The organism is Flavobacterium sp. CSZ (assembly GCF_015350725.1).
Lineage (GTDB): Bacteria > Bacteroidota > Bacteroidia > Flavobacteriales > Flavobacteriaceae > Flavobacterium.
On sequence record NZ_JADKPQ010000026.1, the window covers coordinates 55,977 to 76,907 of the forward strand.

Annotated in this window: 13 protein-coding genes and 1 pseudogene; 7 read left to right on the forward strand and 7 right to left on the reverse strand. The window is 32.5% G+C overall.

Annotation, left to right across the window (positions count from 1 at the left end; all coding sequences use genetic code 11):
• The first annotated feature begins 718 nt into the window (after nt 1-718).
• Nucleotides 719-4,804, forward strand: a complete 4,086-nt coding sequence (locus IRZ78_RS23265; RefSeq protein WP_194619447.1) for a COR domain-containing protein — start codon at nt 719-721, stop codon at nt 4,802-4,804.
• Between the two features lie 98 nt (nt 4,805-4,902).
• On the opposite strand, the gene IRZ78_RS23270 is transcribed toward IRZ78_RS23265, so the two are convergent.
• The 3 genes from IRZ78_RS23270 to IRZ78_RS23280 all read right to left on the reverse strand — a co-directional run bounded on the left by IRZ78_RS23270 (nt 4,903) and on the right by IRZ78_RS23280 (nt 8,683).
• Nucleotides 4,903-5,529, reverse strand: coding sequence for a hypothetical protein (locus IRZ78_RS23270; protein ID WP_194619449.1), 627 nt, complete (start codon nt 5,527-5,529; stop codon nt 4,903-4,905).
• A gap of 28 nt (nt 5,530-5,557) precedes the next feature.
• The gene (locus IRZ78_RS23275; RefSeq protein ID WP_194619451.1) at nt 5,558-7,393 is read right to left on the reverse strand and encodes a P-loop NTPase fold protein; all 1,836 of its coding nucleotides are present in this window, start codon (nt 7,391-7,393) and stop codon (nt 5,558-5,560) included.
• Nucleotides 7,394-7,465: 72 nt separating this feature from the next.
• Nucleotides 7,466-8,683 carry a P-loop NTPase fold protein gene (locus IRZ78_RS23280; protein ID WP_194619453.1) on the reverse strand — a complete coding sequence of 406 codons (1,218 nt, stop codon included), beginning with the start codon at nt 8,681-8,683 and terminating at the stop codon, nt 7,466-7,468.
• 195 nt (nt 8,684-8,878) lie between these two features.
• Between IRZ78_RS23280 and IRZ78_RS26285 the strand changes: the two genes are divergently transcribed.
• Entirely contained in the window at nt 8,879-9,139 is a 261-nt protein-coding gene (locus IRZ78_RS26285) for an SDR family NAD(P)-dependent oxidoreductase (protein WP_347349845.1), read from the forward strand.
• A gap of 653 nt (nt 9,140-9,792) precedes the next feature.
• Complete coding sequence (locus IRZ78_RS23290) at nt 9,793-10,149, forward strand: hypothetical protein (protein WP_194619455.1); 357 nt, start codon at nt 9,793-9,795, stop codon at nt 10,147-10,149.
• Between the two features lie 759 nt (nt 10,150-10,908).
• Here IRZ78_RS23290 and IRZ78_RS23295 read toward each other — a convergent pair.
• Entirely contained in the window at nt 10,909-12,768 is a 1,860-nt protein-coding gene (locus tag IRZ78_RS23295; RefSeq protein WP_194619457.1) for a DUF2075 domain-containing protein, read from the reverse strand.
• Nucleotides 12,765-13,094, reverse strand: coding sequence for a nucleotide pyrophosphohydrolase (locus IRZ78_RS23300; RefSeq protein ID WP_194619459.1), 330 nt, complete (start codon nt 13,092-13,094; stop codon nt 12,765-12,767). Before IRZ78_RS23300 ends, IRZ78_RS23295 begins: the two co-directional genes overlap by 4 nt.
• A gap of 824 nt (nt 13,095-13,918) precedes the next feature.
• Here IRZ78_RS23300 and IRZ78_RS23305 point away from each other — a divergent pair.
• Nucleotides 13,919-14,161, forward strand: coding sequence for a hypothetical protein (locus IRZ78_RS23305; protein ID WP_194619461.1), 243 nt, complete (start codon nt 13,919-13,921; stop codon nt 14,159-14,161).
• A gap of 382 nt (nt 14,162-14,543) precedes the next feature.
• On the opposite strand, the gene IRZ78_RS23310 is transcribed toward IRZ78_RS23305, so the two are convergent.
• The gene (locus tag IRZ78_RS23310) at nt 14,544-15,581 is read right to left on the reverse strand and encodes a nucleoid-associated protein (protein ID WP_194619462.1); all 1,038 of its coding nucleotides are present in this window, start codon (nt 15,579-15,581) and stop codon (nt 14,544-14,546) included.
• Between the two features lie 1,045 nt (nt 15,582-16,626).
• Here IRZ78_RS23310 and IRZ78_RS23315 point away from each other — a divergent pair.
• The 3 genes and pseudogenes from IRZ78_RS23315 to IRZ78_RS26290 form a co-directional block, all read left to right on the forward strand.
• Nucleotides 16,627-17,280 (forward strand): metallophosphoesterase, encoded by a 654-nt coding sequence (locus tag IRZ78_RS23315; RefSeq protein WP_194619463.1) that lies wholly within the window; start codon nt 16,627-16,629, stop codon nt 17,278-17,280.
• Nucleotides 17,281-17,282: 2 nt separating this feature from the next.
• Nucleotides 17,283-18,590: a protein kinase gene (locus IRZ78_RS23320; RefSeq protein ID WP_194619464.1), complete on the forward strand. Its 1,308-nt coding sequence runs from the start codon at nt 17,283-17,285 to the stop codon at nt 18,588-18,590.
• A gap of 1,134 nt (nt 18,591-19,724) precedes the next feature.
• Nucleotides 19,725-19,967, forward strand: a pseudogene (locus IRZ78_RS26290) (hypothetical protein); the annotation flags it as partial.
• 412 nt (nt 19,968-20,379) lie between these two features.
• Here the strand turns inward: IRZ78_RS26290 and IRZ78_RS23330 are convergent.
• Complete coding sequence (locus IRZ78_RS23330) at nt 20,380-20,742, reverse strand: hypothetical protein (protein WP_194619465.1); 363 nt, start codon at nt 20,740-20,742, stop codon at nt 20,380-20,382.
• Between the last annotated feature and the right edge of the window lie 189 nt (nt 20,743-20,931).

Here is a 20,931-nt window from a genome sequence, read left to right on the forward strand (position 1 = left end):
TTTAAGTAGCAATTCTCGAATAAAAGACTTTTAAATTTTTCGTTTTCACGGAAAATATCATTTAATAACTCTTATATTATTTTGTAAAAATACATACCGTTTCTTCAATAAAATTACGGTTTTCCATACTAGACTTTTAGAATGGAAAATTACTTTTTTAATGAGTAAATAGACCCCGTATAATTACCTGTTTTTTTCAGATTTCAGCATAGCTGCAGTTTCACAAGCAGCGCCCTAATTTGACTGCCAGTTAATCCATTACAATTTTAAATAAAAAAAAACACTTGCGCACAGGTATTTCTACTTGTTTCATGCTGAAAATCAATATTTTAAACCAAATAAAGATCATAAAATTCATTAGACTGTTCTTCTCAGAAAAATCCCTGTTAAACCTTTGCTCTCCCTCATTATAAAATGAATGTAACAGTATATGAATTTGCAATAAGCCCACATGCCCATTCTTATGAAAGTAAGATTTTCCATATATTTGGAAAGATATCATTCCATGACAGAGCAGATGCTGGCAGGAATTAATCTTACAATCAGACAGATAAAGTATGTGCTCAGATAAAATAATTGTTACAATTGCTTTTTTCTTACAAAATTCAAAAAAATCAACAGTAATCCTGTATATTGCATTATTTTTCCTAAAACCAGACAAACTCTTAATGCTCAATAATAAAAGCATGAAGATAGTTCTAACCTAGTGCTGAATTTTATGCTTGATTTTGTAAATGCTTCCGTATTTGACTATGATTGTGAAATCATTGTCGTGCCTGTCTCAACAGAAGGGACAATCTCCCGTTCGTTCGAGGACGGACTTGACAACTTAGACATTTCAATTGAATTCGAACAAAAAAAATTCCGCCTGGGCGATGTTTACTTTCATGAAGTAATATCAGAATCTAGACTGAAATTTGTAGCTTTCGCATGTGTAGTAGATAATTATAAGAGCGCTTATTTCGCAATTAGGCTTGCTGCAAGGCAACTGGCCCGATTTGTTAATGAGCATCCTGACATTTTAGAAATCGGCACACCTATACTGGGTACTGGGGCTGGTAAACTGGATCATTTTAAGAGCCGGAATATCATGTTAAACGGATTCTATGAGAAAGCAGTAGATTCGGCCCGCCTGACCTTCTACACTACGGATAAAAAAGTTTATAATTCTCTCGAGAGAAAGCAGAACGATATTGACTCGCCAAGCGCTATTCTTGTAATTGAAGCCGAATTGTCACGAATAAATAGTGAAAAACATATCCAACAGCTATTATATGATCAGGAATTGTATTTTGAATTGGCTTTTTCAAAATTTAACGAATTTCAAAATTTTAGGCCTATAGAAATTAATTTTTACGACCGCATTGAACAGGATTTTAAAAATTCTAAATTGCCTTTTCAGGAATTTTTTCAGGAATTTAATTCCAATGGACCATATCATTCTTTTCTTACCTTATGCGGAGAACTGATCGCTTATCTGGATTATAATGCTTACCGTAAAAACTTCTGGAATAAATATCCTGACAAACGTGTTCTGGCAAGAGCCGGTGTCAGGCAGAACGACTGGTTTTTGAACCTTTTAAAGTTTAAAAGAAATAATGACTTAAATTTACTCAGTCCAAGCGTCAGAAATGCTTTAAAGTATCTCTTCGATCCATCTCAGAATCTTACGATGCTTTCAAAGGTGCATCGCCAGCAGGTTTTTAAAGAATTTTTGATGACTGATCATTTTGACGATCTGCTTGAAAATGATATCATTCATCTTTTTAGGAACTTAAAGCTCAAAACAATAAATGATGAAAATTTCGGGGCACTTTGTTCCCGCATATTATACCTGCCTTATATCAAGCCTCTCTGGCATGACAATATATCAAAACAAAAGGATCAATTATACAGTGAAGCGGACTTATACTATGCCAGCCAGCGCATTGAAGAAAACTTATTAAAAAAATCTAAGACACTTGATCTTGGAATGTGCGGACTTAGAGATTTGTGTCTCATCCCAGAGTTGTTTGAATGCATACACCTTGAAGAACTTATATTAAGCAACGAATGGGGTGAGTATGAGAAAGGCACCTGGAAACCTAGATACAGCAAAAATAAATGGAAACGCAATACCATTGAATACATCCCCGGAGATATAGTACAACTAAAAAACCTTAAAACTCTAATTTGCGGTGGAGATTGGAATAAAAAAAACGAGATTTGGAACAGATGGCCAATAAATAATATACATACGATTTTACTCTTAAAACAGCTTAAATATCTTAATCTGAGTAATTGCGCTATAAGATCCCTTCGTAATCTCAGCTCGCTTCCTGAACTGGAAGTCGCATTTTTTAACAATAATAAAATAAAACATGTTGACAGCTTTGGCGATGGAGGTAAAATCCATGAAATTTACCTCAGTAATAACCTCATAAACTCCGTATCATCTTTAGCAGATGTTAAAAATATAAGTACCATTGATCTCCACAATAACAAAATTAAAGATTTAAGCCCAATTGAGCATCTTATTGAAAATATTGGGATCGAGAATGATAAATGGAAAGTAGGGACAATTAATATAGCTAAAAATCCACTGACACGCCCTTCGATGGAATTTGTCAACCTCGGAAAGCAAGCAGTACTCAGGGTACTTAATGATATCAGACAGCGAGGCAGATATATTAACAAAGATATTAAAATTATACTTGTCGGAAACAGCGAGGTAGGAAAATCGACCATGGTGAAATATTTAGACAATGAAAAGGATATAGAGCAAGAACACCTGCCAACCCTATGGATGCAGGAAAAAGTTGTAAAAAGCAAGTATAAAATTGATTCATTGGGGGAAGAATGCCTGCTCCACATTTTTGATTTTGGGGGCCACGACTACTACCACGATACACATCACCTGTTTTATGGAGCCAATGCAGTTTATATATTACTATGGACTTCAGAAACAAACAGCCTTAATCTGCGTTCCTGTATACAGCTAAATGATAGACGTGAAAAAATTAAGGTTGAAACTCAGGATTATCCTATCAAATACTGGCTGGAATCAGTTAAATATTACATCAAAGACGTAGAAGCAGACAATATTGATTTTGAGGCCGAAAAAAATCAAACCTATAACAGTTCTCTTCTTTTACTTCAGAATAAAGTAAGAGATGTTTATGAAATTGAGTTCGTAAATAACTGCGAATTAAAAAAAGATTATCCTTTTATATTCGATATTGCTTCGATTTCCATAAAATCTCCTAAAAGAAACATGGAACAGTTTGATATGCTGCTTACTGAAATGCTTAACAGCATGGATATCATAGGGACACACCTTCCAAAATTTTACAAACCTGTCAAAAACAGCTTCATCTCTTATCAGGGAAAACCTGTGATTAACAGAACTGAATTTATGGAATACTGCAATAATCTTATCGATTCTCCTATAGATCTGCAGCAGACAGTTATATTAATAGGCTATCTCGAGCAGATAGGCATGCTCTTATATTCTGAAAAGTCTACCGAAGGCAACATTTATATGGATAAGAAATGGCTTATAGATAATATTCATAATGTATTGATCGACCTAAAGGAAAAAAATGGAGAATTTGACATAGATTATCTAATTACAGAGAAACAGATACCTGAAACAGATATCCGAAGTATTATAGACATGATGATAGATTTTAAAATTATTTTTGAAGATCCATTTTCTGAAAAATATATCGCCCCCCTATATCTTTCAAAAATGCCGGAGAGTAAGATTAATCTTTTCCTGCAGCAGGGGACAATTCCTTATAGAAGATTTGAATATACTGGTTTTATCCAAAAGAGTATAATACTGAGTATCTTCCAGCATTACAGCACCATGCTCTTATCGGCTAGCAGCGAAGATTCAAGCGATATGTTTTATTACTGGAAAGACGGCCTTATTATTAAGAACCCTGCTACACATGAAATTGTAATGATCAAATTCCATATTGGAAATCAACAAGGTAATGCCTGTATTGATATTTTTAATCTGAACCTTACCCTTCAAAAGAAGGATTTCATAGATGAAGTGCTAGGATATATAAAGGAAATTAGTAATGGGTACGCCTTTGAAGAAATGGTTACCCTTGATGGTATTGATTATATTTCAACCAAAGTCCTTGATAGGAATGCCATGTATGGGAAACTTATTTTCTCAGAAAAAAAACTGAAAGATTTTGATCAGGAAAAGGACGAAGAGCAGTTTTTCAATTTAAAAGATTATAAAATGTTTACAAACGAAAAAATCAAGAAAAAGAAAGTTGTTATTTCATATTCAAAAAGGGATCTCAGACATATCAATTCTCTGATCAGATATCTTCAGCCGCTGGTTGCCGCCGATCTTATTGAAGAACCATGGTACTGCACTAATCTAATTCCATCTGTAGAATGGAATCCAGAAATTAAGGAAAGGTTTGACCAGGCTGATATCGTATTTTTCATGGTGAGCGAATATTTTTTTAACACAAAATATATTCTTGAACATGAGGTTGTAAATACCATAAAACGTTATGATGCAGACAAATCGGTAAAGATCATACCTATTATTCTTGAATTTTATGATTGGGCTGGCAAGGAGCCTTACAATCTGCAAAGGTTTACAGCCCTGCCTTATCAGGCCAAACCAATCAGTGATTACCATAACCAAAAACTCGCTTGGAGTACTATCACAAAAATGGTACGCCTGATGATTGAAAAAGATATGGACCCTGTCAAATCCGAAATGATAAGCCGCGAACTGCAGGAAATATATGAACGTCAGGTGCGGGGCAGTCTGGATGATAATGTATAAGTCATCTGACTATAGCCCCCTTATAAACAATATTATACAAAAAAAAAAGAACAACACTTAACAGTATACCCGCAGTTGTAGATTACCTCCTCAGCAGGTCAGACATTATCATGTATGCCAAATTTCTCTATGATGTTATCAAGTGCAAGTACCTGTTTTTCGGTCAGCCCGCCATTTTTCTCACAGCTCCTTTTCATGGACAAAACAAACTGAGTGTCGAAATCAGTATGACCGTTAGACCAGCTTAAAATGCGGTTAATTTTTAAGAATTGTGAATTGGTCTGGTAACTTGTAAATTTGAGAAACTTTTCATTAATTTTTATTTTTAAATTATTCTGTTTATTTGAAAGATTTCTTTTTCTCCATATGTCCTTATAAAAATCATATTCATAATCATTAACAGCTCCTCTCTCTCTAAGATATTCCAGTGTTTCAGCATTGATACTTTTACTTATATCTTCTTTAAGCTTCTTAATGGAATTAAATATCTTATCACCATCTGCTATCCCTAAAAACTTTTTTATACAACAGTTTCCAACTTCTGTCTCGACTTTATTAGTTCTGTTTCTAATCACGCAGATATTGCGTATGGGAAAATGGCCGCATAGACAGGTAAGTTTTTCATTACTGTAATAGGCAAGATGAAAATCCCACTCTAATTTTGCCTGCTGCCATATACCAGCAGTGCTTAATTCTATAATCTCAGTTGTCAGTTTAAAGGCCATAATTAAATTTCTTTTAAAGTTATCTGTTTTACTCCAGTGCAAACCTTCTTATAAAACTGATATGTTTTTTAATGTTTCCCATTTCTTCTTCCATAATATGAGGCAGCTTAAAAGTCAGCAGAAGTACGAGTTCTTTCCTTTCGCTGTCAGAGCTTTTAAATGATATATCGGTAGAACTCAGAAACGATGAAAAATTAGCCGTATCTCCAGCGGTTTCCAAAAAATCATTCATCGGTTCCATAAGCCTTCTGTATCTACCAAGACACAATGCAAGAACAAATAGTATAACCTGCAGGTCTTTTTCCTTAATCGAGCTTTCCCTGCTTATATAATCATGGGACTTGACAATACGGTAAATATTCACAAACCGCTTGATCAGCCTTGGGCTGCTGCCTAGTATTATTGACATTTGTTCAATAGTCGTAATTTCAGCTTCACTAAAATCCAGTGCCTTAAATACATTCTGATCCGAAACACCTATAGATTTCACAGTAACCGATCCTGCCTCGTGCTGCTTGTTATCCTGCTGACCTTCCAGAATTTCCTTGTTCTCTATCGATGCATCCAGTTCCGTTGCGGAAACTGTTTTGCGGAGAGCTACCTGCACCTGCGCAAGTCCTCTAAGCATATTTTTTATATTGGTGTTGTTGGCCTCTCTTAAATGAAAAGGTATCTGGAAAATCTTTTCAAGATAACTTCCCGGATCAATATTCTGATATTCTTTATCATCGGTTCCAAACTGTTTACTGTATTTAGATACCAGAGCATTTCTTACCCAGACAGGATCAACCCCAACAACTACTATAAACAGAGGAAAAGCCATTAAAAGATTTACCGCCTCTAAAACTTCCACCACCCTATCTTCCGGACATCTATCCAGATCATCTATGTACAATACAATCCGTTCTAAAGGTCTGTTAAATAATTCGCTGAATTTTTTATCGTCCTTAGTTTCTAAAATTTCCTGCTTGTGGTCTGTAAAAAGATTGCTTAGTATTTCAAAATCTTTACGTATAGTTGAAACCAATCCTAAATGCTTTCTGTAGTCTTCGCTCTGGCAGCGTTTTTCAATAAATTCATAAAGCGCTTCTGTTGACAAAGCATTACTGATCTTAAACTCAACTGTTGATTTTACAATTTCTACTTCATTGATCTGGTTGGTTACTGCCTCCAGTTCATTCTTTTTGTTTTCAATTTCAAAAGTAAGTGCTTTTTCCTGCTGGCTGAATTCAAATAGAGCGTTTTCCCTGTCTTTAATATAATCTTCTTTAATCTTCCACATTTTAGCAAAAAATGGTCTGGCTTTACGGTAAAATTTCGCAGCATTCACATAAAATCCTCCAATAAATGTCAAAGCGAGCCAGAATCCATTACCTGGAATAAAACTGTGGGATTTAATAAAATCCTGCAGATAATATAATAGAGAAGGAATACTAACAAATAAAAAAAATGTCCCAATTAGCCAGAGTCTGTTTTCCTTTGCTCCTTGCGCTGTAGTGAACAGCTTAATTGTTCCAAGTACAGAGTGCAACTTAGCGTACATTTCCTCAGGTTTCTCCCAGTATTCTTCTGGAACAATTTTCTTAAAGTCAGCAACACTGTCAACGACACTTTTGTTCTCCGAAAGCACCTCAGTAATTTTTTCCTTTACCTTAAATTCATCATCTACACTTTCAAGTACTTTTCTCAGTGACTTTTTTCGGAGTTCATCTATCTTATTGTCTAATTCTTTTTGGGTAAGCTCTTTTTTAGTCGCCAGATCTTCCAGTTGGCTTTCTATTTCGCTTTTCTGTCCCTCAAGCCCTGAAAGTTCCTGTCTGGTCACAGAGAGGTCCTTGGTAAGGCGCATTTCAATTTCTTTCACATGATGTTTTGCATCACTGTCGTTTGTTATATAAAAGTGGAGCGCTTCAAAAATCCTTGTGGTGATGCTTGCTCACAAATTAGCATCCATATAAGACCACGCATTGAAATGGACATGTACAATTCCTTTACAGAAATATCCATTATCCAAATCTGACAATCCTTCAATCTGATTCCTTAACTTGTTCATAAAAAAACTTTTCCCAGATCCCCATCGTCCCAAAAGGGCTACAGCAAGAGGAGGCTGAAAGCTCTTTGCGGCCAGAAGCAGCGCGAATGCATTTACATCGGGCATAATATCCAGATAATCTTCCCCTGTATACGTATCAGTGGCAAGACCGGCTATATGCGTCGAATCAATAAACTGTTCGGGGGAAAGAAATGCCAGAACCACTCTTATGGCATCCGCATTAAGATGGTTTAGAATAGTGGTAACATCCGCAATTGAAGGCTCTGCTATTGTCGTACGGTGATATCCAAGATCTTCCACATCAATTTTAAAACCTTTTAACAGCCAGTCTACCCCAATCTTAGCTCCATTATAAGAATTTCCTCTAACAATTCCCAGCCCTTTAAATCTTAGAAAATTCTTGCCTTCCCTGGTTGGATAGGCAGATTTGTGAATTACAATATCACCTTCTTTTATTGTATTTATAATATGACTGAATTTTTCATCATAACCGCTTTCCCAAATGCCCTGATCATAAAAACGCTCTGCCTGTTCATCTCCGTCCCATGAAGACCCTACTAAAAAAACTCTCAGCCCCTGTTGTTTAATTAATTCCAGCACTTTTATTGTCTCATTATAATCTCCGGACAAATTATTGTAAAACTCATTTCCTTTTTCATCATCCGGAACTGCAACTACAAAATTCAGTTCCTGTTTAGAACCTATGTCTTTGAGCTCATTAAAGACACTTAAAAGCAGTTTCCAGCTTTCCTCAAATGTAAGCCCGCCCGCTCCTGTTCCCAAAAGGGGCAGCCATATATTTAAATTTCCAAAAGCGCTGATATTATTACTTATGGCATTAAAAAGATTTTCTTTAAGTAATACCCTGGTCTCACCCAACTGGGCAATTGTGACAACAAAAAGCAGCAGCTTTCCATTTAACTGAAAAAGATCATATCCTTTTTTGAGATCTAGCTGGTTCATGATTGACTCATGGTAGCCGAACTTATTAAGGACAAAGCTGTTCAAGGCTCCTGGCGTGCCTATCTCATTTGTGGAAACAATTGCCAGCGAAGCATCGGTGGGTTCGGCATTAAAAACAATCTGATAGGAAATTTTCATAATCTTAATTGAGTTCTTGGTAAGTGCAATAAAAGTATAAAATTTAACATGCTTTATCACACAATTACAAGAATTTTTCAGAGTGCTGAATCAGCTACAGGAAACAATTACCAATTCGAAAAGGGATAAAAAGGCCAGCGAAGTTAATGTGCAGGTATCTGCTCCACACGCGTGACGTCCTTACGTTCGCCCTTCGTGACTTATAGTGCTCCACAGGCCCTGCACACTTCCGCGGGGCTTTCTTTTTTTCTTTTTTTCTTTGGAATAAAAGGTGTTATAAATCAGATACCGTATGTAGCAAGTAAACATGCAATTTCCGGGATGACCAAAAATGCAGCCATAGAATATGGTAAAGATGGAATTTATATCAATGCAATCGCACCAGCCGCTATCCTGACCCCAATGGTGTCGGAAGCCTTTAAACAGGTAAATCCTTCAGACCCGAAAAGTAGCTGAAACAACATATACCCAAAGAAACCCTACAAGAAAGTTAGGCAAACCTGAAGATGTGGGTAACCTCGTGGTTTTTCTGCTTAGTGACGAATGCTAGTATGTAAATGGAAAGACCATCGCAATTGATGTAGGGGAATCAAACCTATATGTTAATTCATAAATTATAATACTTTACTTAGAAACAGATTATGACTTACCCCCGTGATCCGTACCTAATTTAGTAAAACAGTTGAACGATAATAAATCATTCCGAGATTCATTTACACTTACTAAACTTCTATAACTTTTTTAATCACTAATTGATTTAAAAAAAATTACCTAAAATCTTAAATGTCTTAACTTTTTTCAATTAAATAAGTTTGAACTCCATAATTAATTTGTGACAGTTGTTTTCATTCTAAAATCAACAATAATTTTAGCAAGTTGTTAGGGCTATAAAACCGATCTGATTTTAAACACTGATTGTAAATGAAGAAGATTATGTCGAGTTTTCAGCGCTTCTTAAAACCCAGAATCTTGGAGGAAGATTGCTGCCAGAAAAACAACAAAATTACTATTCGTACGCGGGGGAGCTATAATACTGCCACGATACTTCCTATGATAATTTTGCCACAATCAGATTTTTCACAAAAACATTTAATGTACTGATTTCTGTAATGGAATACAGCTGGGAAAGTTACCACAGTACATTTAATGATGCAGGCTCTTCTACCGCACTTTCAAAAGAACTGGCAGCTAAGTTATCTTTAATTAATAAGCCACAGACATTTGATCTTTTCGATTCTAATAATAGTAAAGCTACAATTAGTATGTCTTATTACGATAGCTTTAATAATAATCACAGTTTTGTATTTTTAAGAAAAGATCTATTAGAACGATATTTAAAAGAAATAAATCAAAATTTATTTGGGCTGTCTGGGGCGAAAGGGAGCTTTCATTCCAAACTGACCAAAGACGGAAAGATTTTTTTACTGCACACCCGTATCAAAGAGAACAGTTGTTCCAAAGGATAGTTTGCCTGCCAGCGTATAACATAACCTGTTTTACTAAAATTTACTCTGTAATTCTCTAGATTGATAAAAGCAATATAAATCACTGTTTTAATTTGAGCATGCCTCTCCCCAAACCTGAGAATATTTAAATCAGAATAAAGCTCAAAAACTTTTATAGACTTGCGGAACCACTCGAAGGAAGACTTTTCGAAATCGATCTTGTCCAAGGAAAAGTACTGAATACAATTGAATCAGAAATACTGGGCGAAAATTGCCTAAAAATAACCCCTGACTGAACAAAATTGCTCATTTAGAGCCTTCGAACAGGTGATTTATTCATCTATGATACCCAAACAAGCAAAGAAAATTAAAAAATAATTAGGCATGGCGCCACCCATATCCTTTTAGATTAAGAAAGTAAAACTGCCTATGTATCCTGCACGCCTGATAATTACATAACGGTAATAAATTTAAAAACATTTAAAATTACTGAACAGATTGATATAGGCGGAAGACCTTATGGAATGGCTTTTACAAAACCATAAAACTTTAATTCAGATTTCACATATTTTTCAATAGACAATTAGGCTGAAAAAGATTTACCTTTTTTTATAAAGCCATACAGTGAAACTAATAGACAAATTTTTATCAGCTTAAAAACTAGTAAAATATAGATAAAATAAATCACTTATTTAAAATCAATGCCAACAATTTTACTATAATTATGCTTAAACAAAAAATTGAAAACAAATACAGAAGTCTTTTTAATGTTCTGGTTAACTAGTCATTAATTAAACTTTTAAAATACTCATTTGTTTCTTTATCAGTACAATAGATATAACAGCCTTTCATGCCTCTAGTCATCAAAGTTCTATAGGTATTCTTTATTATGTTTTCAATTAATTCCTTAGTTTTTACTGCTTCAATTCTCTCCATTGCTTTATACCCTTTAATAGTACTATCATAACGGTCGCGTTTAGAAGGGTCGACCAAAACAATACCATTTCTAACAATTAAATCTTTACCTAAAATAACTCCGATATAATCCACTTCAAGTCCTTGACAAGTATGAATACATCCAACTTCATTTACTGACTCAGGTTGAATCACCCACTCCATACCATCCTCTCTCAAGTTCCATTTCATTCCAAAATCATATTCTTCAAAAGAAATATCTATAGCATTGAAATTTTTTCTACTTTTCCATCGCCAACAGTAGCCTGCAACTAATCTGGCTTTATTATTTATTTTATTTAACTTAAATATTTCATCTCTTAAGTCGGATGGACTATCAAATACTCTAAAATCATATTCGTTTTCCTCCAAAGTTGTATTAGCAGTTTCTCTTATTTGAAGAAAATGGTCCAGCCAGGCCAGATATCCATCAGATCCATTGCATCTAAATTGAGAATTTAGTTCTAATTCCGTAACTAAAGCATTTTGTTCTCGAGCCAGCCTTTTAATTTCATCTACTTCACCAATATCGTGTAGGGCTACCTTTTGATTTTCATCGATAAAAAAAATGGAAAATTTAGAAGCATTTATAATTTCTTTGATCTGATTTTCGCCCAGATTTCTATATAGTCCGGATTTAGCGTTTAATCGATGCGCTTCATCTACAATCAGAACATCAAAAAGATTTGGTATTGTATTAATAAATGATCCTGAACTTGTAAAGAAATTCGAAATTTCATTATTTTTGAAGTCACCTTTTAGTTTAGCTTCATAAACAGCTCTTGGCGCAGCATTTTTAGTTACATATTGGCAGAGAAATTTTAAGCTTGTAAGTTTTACCAACAGATTAATTGCTACGACAGACTTACCCGTTCCAGGTCCTCCCTGAATTATCAAAACCTGCTTTTTTTTTGACGTGGCTTTTTTTGTTAAATGAAGTGCATTTTCATAAACAATCTTTTGATCGTCAATCATAACAAATTCATTGTTTCCTTTTAACATTGAAGAAAGATTATCTGCTAAACTCTTCGACGGTCTGATTCTTCCTCCGTCGATTTCAAACATTACTTTATCTTTGTCTCCAAATTTTACAAATTGTTTTATAAAGTCTCTTAACTTATAGACATCCGTTCTCAGAAACAAGGGCGCTTTATTAATATACTCCTTATAGAAAATATTATCAATAACATCATCCGAATTGTAATTATGAAGATAAGCGCATGGCTTTAAGTGAATATTAGAAGTGTAAACTGCCTCATTAAAACCCTCCAATAAAGAAGCATATGACCATGCCTGATAAGAAGGATGACTAACTTCTCTTTTTTTCTTGCCCACAAATGTTGAAACAACACCATCTTTATCAGTAATTTCTGATTCTGACCATTGTTTTAGCTCAATAAGGATTGCGAAATTTTCTTCATGATTATTCTTACCAGTTACTATGAAATCAATTCTTTTCGAAGTATGCGGTATTTGATATTCTATAATTACACCTGCATCATTTGGAATTTTATCATCAAGCAATACATTGTTCATATACATCATTGAATTCCTCCAAGAACTTATTTCTGTCTTGCTTGTCGTTTGTCCTAGTTTTAATTTAAAGAAATCATGGATTACATTTTCAATATTATTTGAAATAACATCATTGCAAAAAGATTCTTTAGAATTCTGATAAATAATCATAATTCATCATATTTTTTTGCATTCCCTTTTGATTTATCAACTGGATATTTTTGAGCATTTTTAGCGATTTTTTTTAAAATGATATCTTTAACATCAAATCCATATTTATCTGCCAATAGAAATGCAAATGAAAAAACATCCGCTAGTTCTTCTTTAATCTTTTCAACATTCGCTTCTTCTGCTTTTTTCCATAAAAAAAGCTCTAATAATTCAGAAGCCTCAATAGAAATGGCTAGTGATAAATCCTTTGCATTATGAAACTGTTGCCAGTCCCTTTCATTTCTGAATTTATTCAGAGCATCGTAAATCTGTTCAAAATCACTCATTTATTTTCATTTATTTTCATAGTAGTGTATAAGTTAACTATTAACAAATATAACCTTTTTAAATTTTTGATTAAACTTTATATTTAGTTCTACAAAATATTATCTGCACTAAATTAAAAAAAACCTAAATACTAAAATTCTAGTCCGTATGAATCTTTTTTACAATCTTTACTACCATTTAGAAACCCAAGAATTTTAAGAGTGCCCTGCTTTTTTTGAAATAAAATAACACTCAGTGTTTACTGGTGCTTTCGATATACATTGTGGAGTCTCTTTCTGCGTCAGATCAAGTTTCAAAAGAAACTTTAAAAGCCAAAATCCTTTAAATACAGACATTTAAAGGCTTTTGACTTTTGGAATATCTTTCAAAAAATACATTCTTTATCAAAGAATATTATACCTATTAGGTATATACCTAAAAAAACAAGCTTTTTTCTGATTTTAGACATAATAAGACTTGTACATTCCTCGTATCATAAATCATATCATTAAATGCTGAGAGTCTATATAATTCTGGGGTTCCGCTGATCTACTCTTTTTTTTACACCGCTGATGTACTAGTAATTATTTTTTAATTACCTTCCTTAAGATAAAAAAAATACTAATTCACATACTACTTCCTATCCTTATTGGATGCACAAAAAGCACTGAGTTAAAACTGGCTCTAAATTCAGCTTACCCTATAGACGACAGAAAAGACAGTCTTACAACTTTCAGATGTTCTGCTGATCAGAAGATACTTCCATCCTCGGTCTTAAAAATGAAGTTTAGCCTGTTCTCACAATTCGGGCTATGGAGGAGAAGATATTGTATTTAAGCTCAGCATGGATTTAAGTATATCGAATGTTAAGTTTGATTATGCAAGCGATAATGAGGGAGGAAAAACTGAAACTTATCAAGTTGAGACATTTAAATTAACCCTTAATAGAAACCCTTTCAAAGAGGGCACGAAGGATCTGCAGGGAGAATTTTCAATAACAGGTAAAATTAAAGTGGATGCCGATAGCTGGTTTAAACCTTCTTTTGAAGAAGAGTTACTATATTCCTCTTTAATCTACTGTAAATAATCTAGACGATAATTAAATCATTAAAGTTAAAAAACAGCCTTCGGGCTTTTTTTGTGTTATCTCATCAAAAAGCCTTCCCATCTTCTCTAATGGATTCCTGCTTATGATCTTAAGTAAAGAAAAAAATCTCCATTCAAAACTAACTAAAAGGGCAGACAAAGTAGTACCCGTGGTTCCCTTGCATGCGCATAATGGCTAATTCCACTCTTCGGGACTTATAGGACTTCGGCTCAGTACTTGAAGACTTGACTTGCGCTTTTTTCTTTTTTTTGAAAAAAAATATTACCCAATAATCATTATACATTTAAATTATAAAAAGTAAATTATCTAATTCAAAATATTAATTTTGAGTGCGAAAATCTGGATAATAATGTATCCCTTATTATGTTTCACTATCAAAGAACACTTTGTAGAAATGTTTTCCACTTTCTTCATCAAATCCTTTGTGAATTAAACCAGGTTTGCCATGTACATAAATATGAAAATTTTTATCAAGTTTTATAACACTTTTAAAAGCTCTGGCCTGCTTTTTTACAACTTGGGGAGCAATCTCAAAATCTTTTGGTAGAATTTCTCCCTGGTTCTCATGACTCTCTTTGAATTCTTTAAAAGAATCTGCAACTTTAGAATTCTGAAAAACAGCCGATGCAAATTCCTCTTCTACAAAGTGGTTATTGTTTTTAAAATATTCTACTGATTTATTTAGCAAATCAGCCTTCTCCGCCTTACTTACCTCAGCCTCATCCGTTAATTGACTTGTCACAAAAGACTTAGCCAAAGAAAGATAATTTTTAGTGGCGTTATAGTTATCACGAACTGGTACAACATTCAAAAACTTTTCTTTCCAATACTGAGCATCTTCAGAGCGAGAACTATTCACTAAAGCAATCTTGTATCCTTTATCGGCATCAGTATTAAAAATTATACAACCTTTTTCTAACTTATCCACATTCATACCCTTGTCAGAAGCTAAAACATAATTATGCTCTTTTTTCTGGGCTTTCAGATATATTTCTTTTGTTTCAGATTTGAATAAACCCACTGCATCAATTAATTCATCATCAATTCTACAATCTTGAAAGTATACGATATAAATTTCACCTTTATTTATTTTTGGATGCGTTGACTCATTATAAAGATGCAGCGAAATCTTTTTAGACTCTTCTTTAAATTCGTCATTATTTTTAAAAATATTTTTAATAGATGAATAGACTTCGTTCATATCTAAATCAGTCGAATGAAAAAAATTATAAAATTCAGTTCCTTTAAAAGACCCCAAAAGATACCTGAAAAACAATAATTTTGTATCATCATTTTCTACATCGAGATCTCCCTCAGAATAAAGAATTCCTTCATCCCTAAATTTATTGCCTACTTCGTGAGCTATTGCTTTTAGTATTATGCTATTTGAAAAATCCATTATAATATGTTTATTCTTTTAAGTTTCGTTTTTTTAAGATCGTCTGTTGTATCGGCTAATTCCTTTTTTAATCTATCTCTATTAGATATTTTTTACTGCATCAGATAAAAACAAGAGGGTTATCATTTGAATTTGAGAAATTATATTTAACTCAATAACCCTATTTTCTTATAATTTGCCAACTGTATTATAGAAGATTTCAACCTCTTCCAGCAACAAAAGTTTTTTTTTAATTCTTCCTCTGAGATATCTACTAATCCCCCAAGGTATTTACCATTTAAATAAGTTACTGTATCTGTGGGTCAGATCGATCTAGCCTATCGGGAATTTCTTGATTTTTTGTCAAATTTATACTTTATTTTTCTTATTTCAGCTTCAGAAAAAATAACAGAATCTGCAATATTAGAAAAGCTTAATAAAAAAACTTAATCGGTTTTTGTTGTTATCAAACCTAATAAATAATAATGGTATTGAGTTCATTTTCAATGATATTTTTATTTAGTAAAGATGCCTTATTTGATTTGATTTAACTAACCTAGATGCTATTAATTTTTCACCTTTAGTTCTTGTTTTGACCAGTATTCTCATGAAGGATTTTATCTGTTTTTAGCACATCTTAGAGAAATATAATGCCTAATTTAGTAAAAGGCAGTAAACCTGTTTGCCTATATTTTACAATGGAATTGTTCGATAATCGAAATATCTTTTTTAAATCTTCATTTCTATAGTGAGCGGCTCTCACTGCTTTACCATGTCCGTCGATTTTTGAATCAATTTTTCCCAGCCTTAATATTACAGGCTCTATTAACTATTTAACCCTCATCACAAAAGAGAGTTTCCTTTCTTATATCCAGAGAATTGTCTGCTGAAAAAAGGCACTTTAGAGATGTTTAAAATGACTTCTTTTAACATTAAAAACAAAGTGGTTTTTATTAATAAATTATCCATAAATTAGCCTTAAAAACAGAATAATAATATAAATGACAGGACGCAAAAAAATTACGATTAATAAAGTTCGAAAAATCTTTAGTGATATAAATTATTTATGAGAACATTTGCTATATCTGATATTCATGGAAACAATGATACATTTAGAAAAGCTTTAAAGTTTATTAAGCTAAAGAAAACAGATAAATTAATTCTTCTAGGGGATTGTATTGATAGAGGATATGATAGTAAGGGAGTTTTAGATACAATAATTCTTTTAAAAGAACATGGTTTTAATATAGTATGCCTTAAAGGTAATCATGAACAAATGTTTTTAGATTCTTTTGAGGAAAACACAAAATTAAACAATTGGATGTTAAATGGTGGTAAAGAAACCTTGTTAAGTTTTTTAACCGCATCTATAGAAAAAATCCCATCCCAATATGTTAATTTAATTAAATCATTTAAATATTACTATGAATTTAAAAATTTCATATTTGTCCACGCTGCTATAAATATGCTTATCGAAAAACCTTTTGATGATACAAGATCAATGCTTTGGTCAAGAGAACAAGATAATCTAATAAATTTGAATTGGTTAAAAGGCAGAGTAGTTGTTCACGGACATAATCCAACTCCGAGAAAAGATATAATAAAATCTTTGCTTGGTCAAATTATATGCATTGATAATGGCAGTTTTATAAAAAAACGTAATTATGGTTCTATATGTGTATTGGAACTAGAAAATCTTAATATAAATTTTATTGATTAAATATGAAAGTAACTGAAGTTATAAAAGTAATTAATGATACTGGTGGTTTTGGAATTATCGAAGAGGTTAAATGCAATGATGGCAATAATTATGCAAGAAAGACATTTAATCCATCATTTTCTTTTCCAGCTGGCTCAGATCTTAATGATAAATTACGTAATAGATTTATTCGGGAAGTTAAAACCCAAAAATTATTACCTGAAGAATTATTTGTGCCAATTGTATTTGAGGATTTAACTTCTAAAAGACCATGGTTTTTAATGCCAATTTGCGACAATGTCTTTACTGAGGAAATAATACTCAGTAAGAATGAAGCACGATTACCAGATGGATTATCTGATATATTAAATTCACTAGAATTCATACACAGCAAGGGATTGGTTCATAGAGATTTAAAACCGCAGAATATACTTTTACATGAAGGGGTGTGGAAATTAGCTGACTTTGGGTTAATTTCTCAAGACAAAGAAATTTTATCTCAATCAATTACTACAAGTAACAATGCATTTGGGACAGCTATGTATTGTTCGCCAGAGCAAACAACAGATTTTAAAAGAGTAAAAGCTTCCGCAGATATATATTCCTTTGGCGCAATTCTTCATGATATTTTCACTGATGGTAAAAGAGTTCCATATTCTGAGTTGAAAGGCGATGGAGAAATTGGAATCATAATTTCAATGTGCACAAGAAACAATCCCGAAAAACGCTTTAAGGACATAAATAGCTTAAGAGAGAAATTGCTGTATATTTTATCAAAAGATATTGCTATAAAAACTACAGCTGATACAGAGGCCTGGATAACAGCTCTAAAAGACATAGAAAATCTTAACGCTGATAAGTTTGAGAATTTAATTTTTTTCTTAAAAAGAAACGAAGATCTTGTCCATCCTATATTATATGAATTAAATAATAATATCATAAATAAGTTTCATGAATTAGATAAAGAATTATTTAATGAATTTAGCCTTATTTACTTTGATTGGATTATTAAAACCAGCTATCTTTTTGACTTTTGTGATGTTTTAATTGGATATATACGCAAAATAAGTGAAAAGACTGACGACCTTGAAATTAAAGCAAGAGCTGTTATTGCTTCTGCTGAACTTGGTCGAAGCCACAATAGATGGTATGTAATGAAGCGTGTAATAAGGATGTCAGATGAAGAAATTAATGACGATTTGGCGTTTAGAATTAGTTTAGAAATTGAATTAGATAATCAAAATAAGATTAATTTCAAAAGATGTGCTGAAGGCATAAACTTATCAATTACATCTTATCACCCAACTATTAAAAATGCATTAGAAAACTAAATGATTCACCTAATAATTCAAGTACAAATAGTAAATTTTTACTTGAATTATTTATAAAATAAGAAAAAGTTTTTTTGACTAAAATCAATTTTAAGTCTACTTTTTATAAGGAAAGTATATATTTTATCTTCGCTTTATCTTCGCTCATATCTCGTTAAACAGCTTTATTTTGATTTCTTCATCATTTATATAATTTGAAAGCTTGTTTGCAAAAGTTAATTTTGTGTTTTTAACGTTGGTATCTTTTTTTCCTTCCTTTTAAACATAAAACTAAAAATGAGTTTTTAAAACGTAATTGCTAAATTCAGTTTATAGCAATTCGCTTATATCCAGCCTGCTGAAAAGCATGTAAAAAACATTGAAACTCTAATGTCTTAAAGCAGCTGCAATCTTGACAAACATTCAACTTTTGCTTACTTTTACGCTATGAATCACTAAGAAATAAAACGCTATTATGAAAATAATCCTCCCCCTGAAGTAGTACAATGGAAACTATTGGCTAAAATTAAGTCTTGTTAGAAATATATCAGATGTACTAGCTGCAAGGAAAGACTAAAAATGCAAGGATATAATCAGGTGCATTTCAAGGAAATTGAATACTCTGTCGTTTTGGATCTATGTGAAGATTATCAGGTGGTGCATATCCATCTGCTCACAAAAACAAATGAAAAAGAATATTGCTCCAACCTACTTTCACAAGGAGGTCATGCAGCATTGGATAAATCCAAACAGAGTTCGTACAATGTCGCGTAGTACAAAAGTTTAATCAAATTTATATGATGCATGGCAGTATTATGCTCCCCTTGAAATTTGTCCTAAGGATTTTCAGAGCTCTCCAAAATACCACATTAATCCTTATAAGTTCTATCCATGCATGAAAGTGCTTCCTATCTTAAACAGAAACGGATTTAAAATAAGGTTTTACACTACTGCTCCGCAGATACTTTTTAATTGTCTTTTAAAAGATTCTATTTCGGAAACTCTTTTGAAATCTTCACAGACTTCTCTGCTGTCCTATTATCTGCTTTCACATGAACAGCATATTAAAGAAAACTGAAAGTCAGTAAAAACATACTTGAAAGACAGTTACAAAATCGAGGATTATAAAATACGGGGAGATTACATTGCAAAAAAGATATCAGCAGTCCTTTATTTGTCTGCCCTGAAAATCTTATTGAAGTTCACGATAAACTTGTAGTTAAAAAAAGGGAATTACAGAGAAAAAAATATCATTTAAAAATGCGTGCTGAAATAGAGCAGGCACAGGTTTTGTACGAAAAGAAAAAAAACAATTTTTCAGGCCTTCCTGATTATTCCGGTGAAAGTTTTGCTCCGGAATACCCAGTAATTGTCCATCTACCATTTCTAATGTATTAAAAATCATTATTCTTAATGCTATTCCATAGCAATCGTTCATCTCTATATAAATCATCATCTGAATAAGATCTTGATTTATCATCCGTAATTATATAACCATGTCCATCAAAAGTTACTTTTTCCCAATCGGAATCGCTTGTGTTTTTATTTCCCAACATTTATAGTTGCGATATTTCATGAATTCAGATTGTTCCATTGCCAAGATTTTATTTATTTGATTTTTTTAGAAGTTGACTATGATTTTTATTCTGTTTTTATTTTATCTAAATGTAAGTTCTGATGAACATTGTCAATTATTAATGCTTGCATGGTTTCCTTGTCTTTTAATCCAGTTTGTCGATTATCACATCTGGGACATTTTGATGTTATGTTAGCCCAATTAGATTCGTATTGCATTCTTTTTCCGCATTTATTACAAATAGGAGTGATATTTGCAGACTTCCCATTTTCCTTCAAAAAAGTTATGCTCCCAATTCCATTTCAATTTAGTTCCTTGAATTTTGTCTCGAATATAATCGGTAAAATCCGCTTTTGATTTAGGTTTCTTAGTGTTGTTGCTGTTTTCTATGAAAACTATAATTATAGCTATAAAAATAAGCATTATTAATATTTCACAAATTTTAATTTCAAACTCAAAAATATTATTCCAAATCCATTGGAATAAAAATTTAAACGATGATAAAATTGGTTTTTCTTTTATATATTCGTAAATTCCACTAGATATTATCGTGATTACACATCCCAATAATGCCATTTTATAATCTTTCGTAATCAATTAATTTATTTTTATTTATTTTTCACCATGAAAAATGTTCTTTAGTAAACTCAAAAAATAGCTCTACGGACTAAGCATTCTTTCTAAGTAAATCAAATATATGAAAGTATTTTTTATCATTATGCAAGATTTTGTAATCAATTGAACTGTTGCTAAATAAATAGAATGTGTTAAAATTCAGTTTGTATA

Coding starts and splice junctions, on each gene's coding strand:
- IRZ78_RS23295 (WP_194619457.1), bottom strand. CDS start 12,768: ATGATTATTTATCAGAATTCTAAAGAATCTTTTTGCAATGATGTTATT.
- IRZ78_RS23305 (WP_194619461.1), top strand. CDS start 13,919: ATGGATTTAAGTATATCGAATGTTAAGTTTGATTATGCAAGCGATAAT.
- IRZ78_RS23315 (WP_194619463.1), top strand. CDS start 16,627: ATGAGAACATTTGCTATATCTGATATTCATGGAAACAATGATACATTT.
- IRZ78_RS23290 (WP_194619455.1), top strand. CDS start 9,793: ATGGAATACAGCTGGGAAAGTTACCACAGTACATTTAATGATGCAGGC.
- IRZ78_RS23320 (WP_194619464.1), top strand. CDS start 17,283: ATGAAAGTAACTGAAGTTATAAAAGTAATTAATGATACTGGTGGTTTT.
- IRZ78_RS23265 (WP_194619447.1), top strand. CDS start 719: ATGCTTGATTTTGTAAATGCTTCCGTATTTGACTATGATTGTGAAATC.
- IRZ78_RS23300 (WP_194619459.1), bottom strand. CDS start 13,094: ATGAGTGATTTTGAACAGATTTACGATGCTCTGAATAAATTCAGAAAT.
- IRZ78_RS23270 (WP_194619449.1), bottom strand. CDS start 5,529: ATGGCCTTTAAACTGACAACTGAGATTATAGAATTAAGCACTGCTGGT.
- IRZ78_RS23280 (WP_194619453.1), bottom strand. CDS start 8,683: ATGAAAATTTCCTATCAGATTGTTTTTAATGCCGAACCCACCGATGCT.
- IRZ78_RS23310 (WP_194619462.1), bottom strand. CDS start 15,581: ATGGATTTTTCAAATAGCATAATACTAAAAGCAATAGCTCACGAAGTA.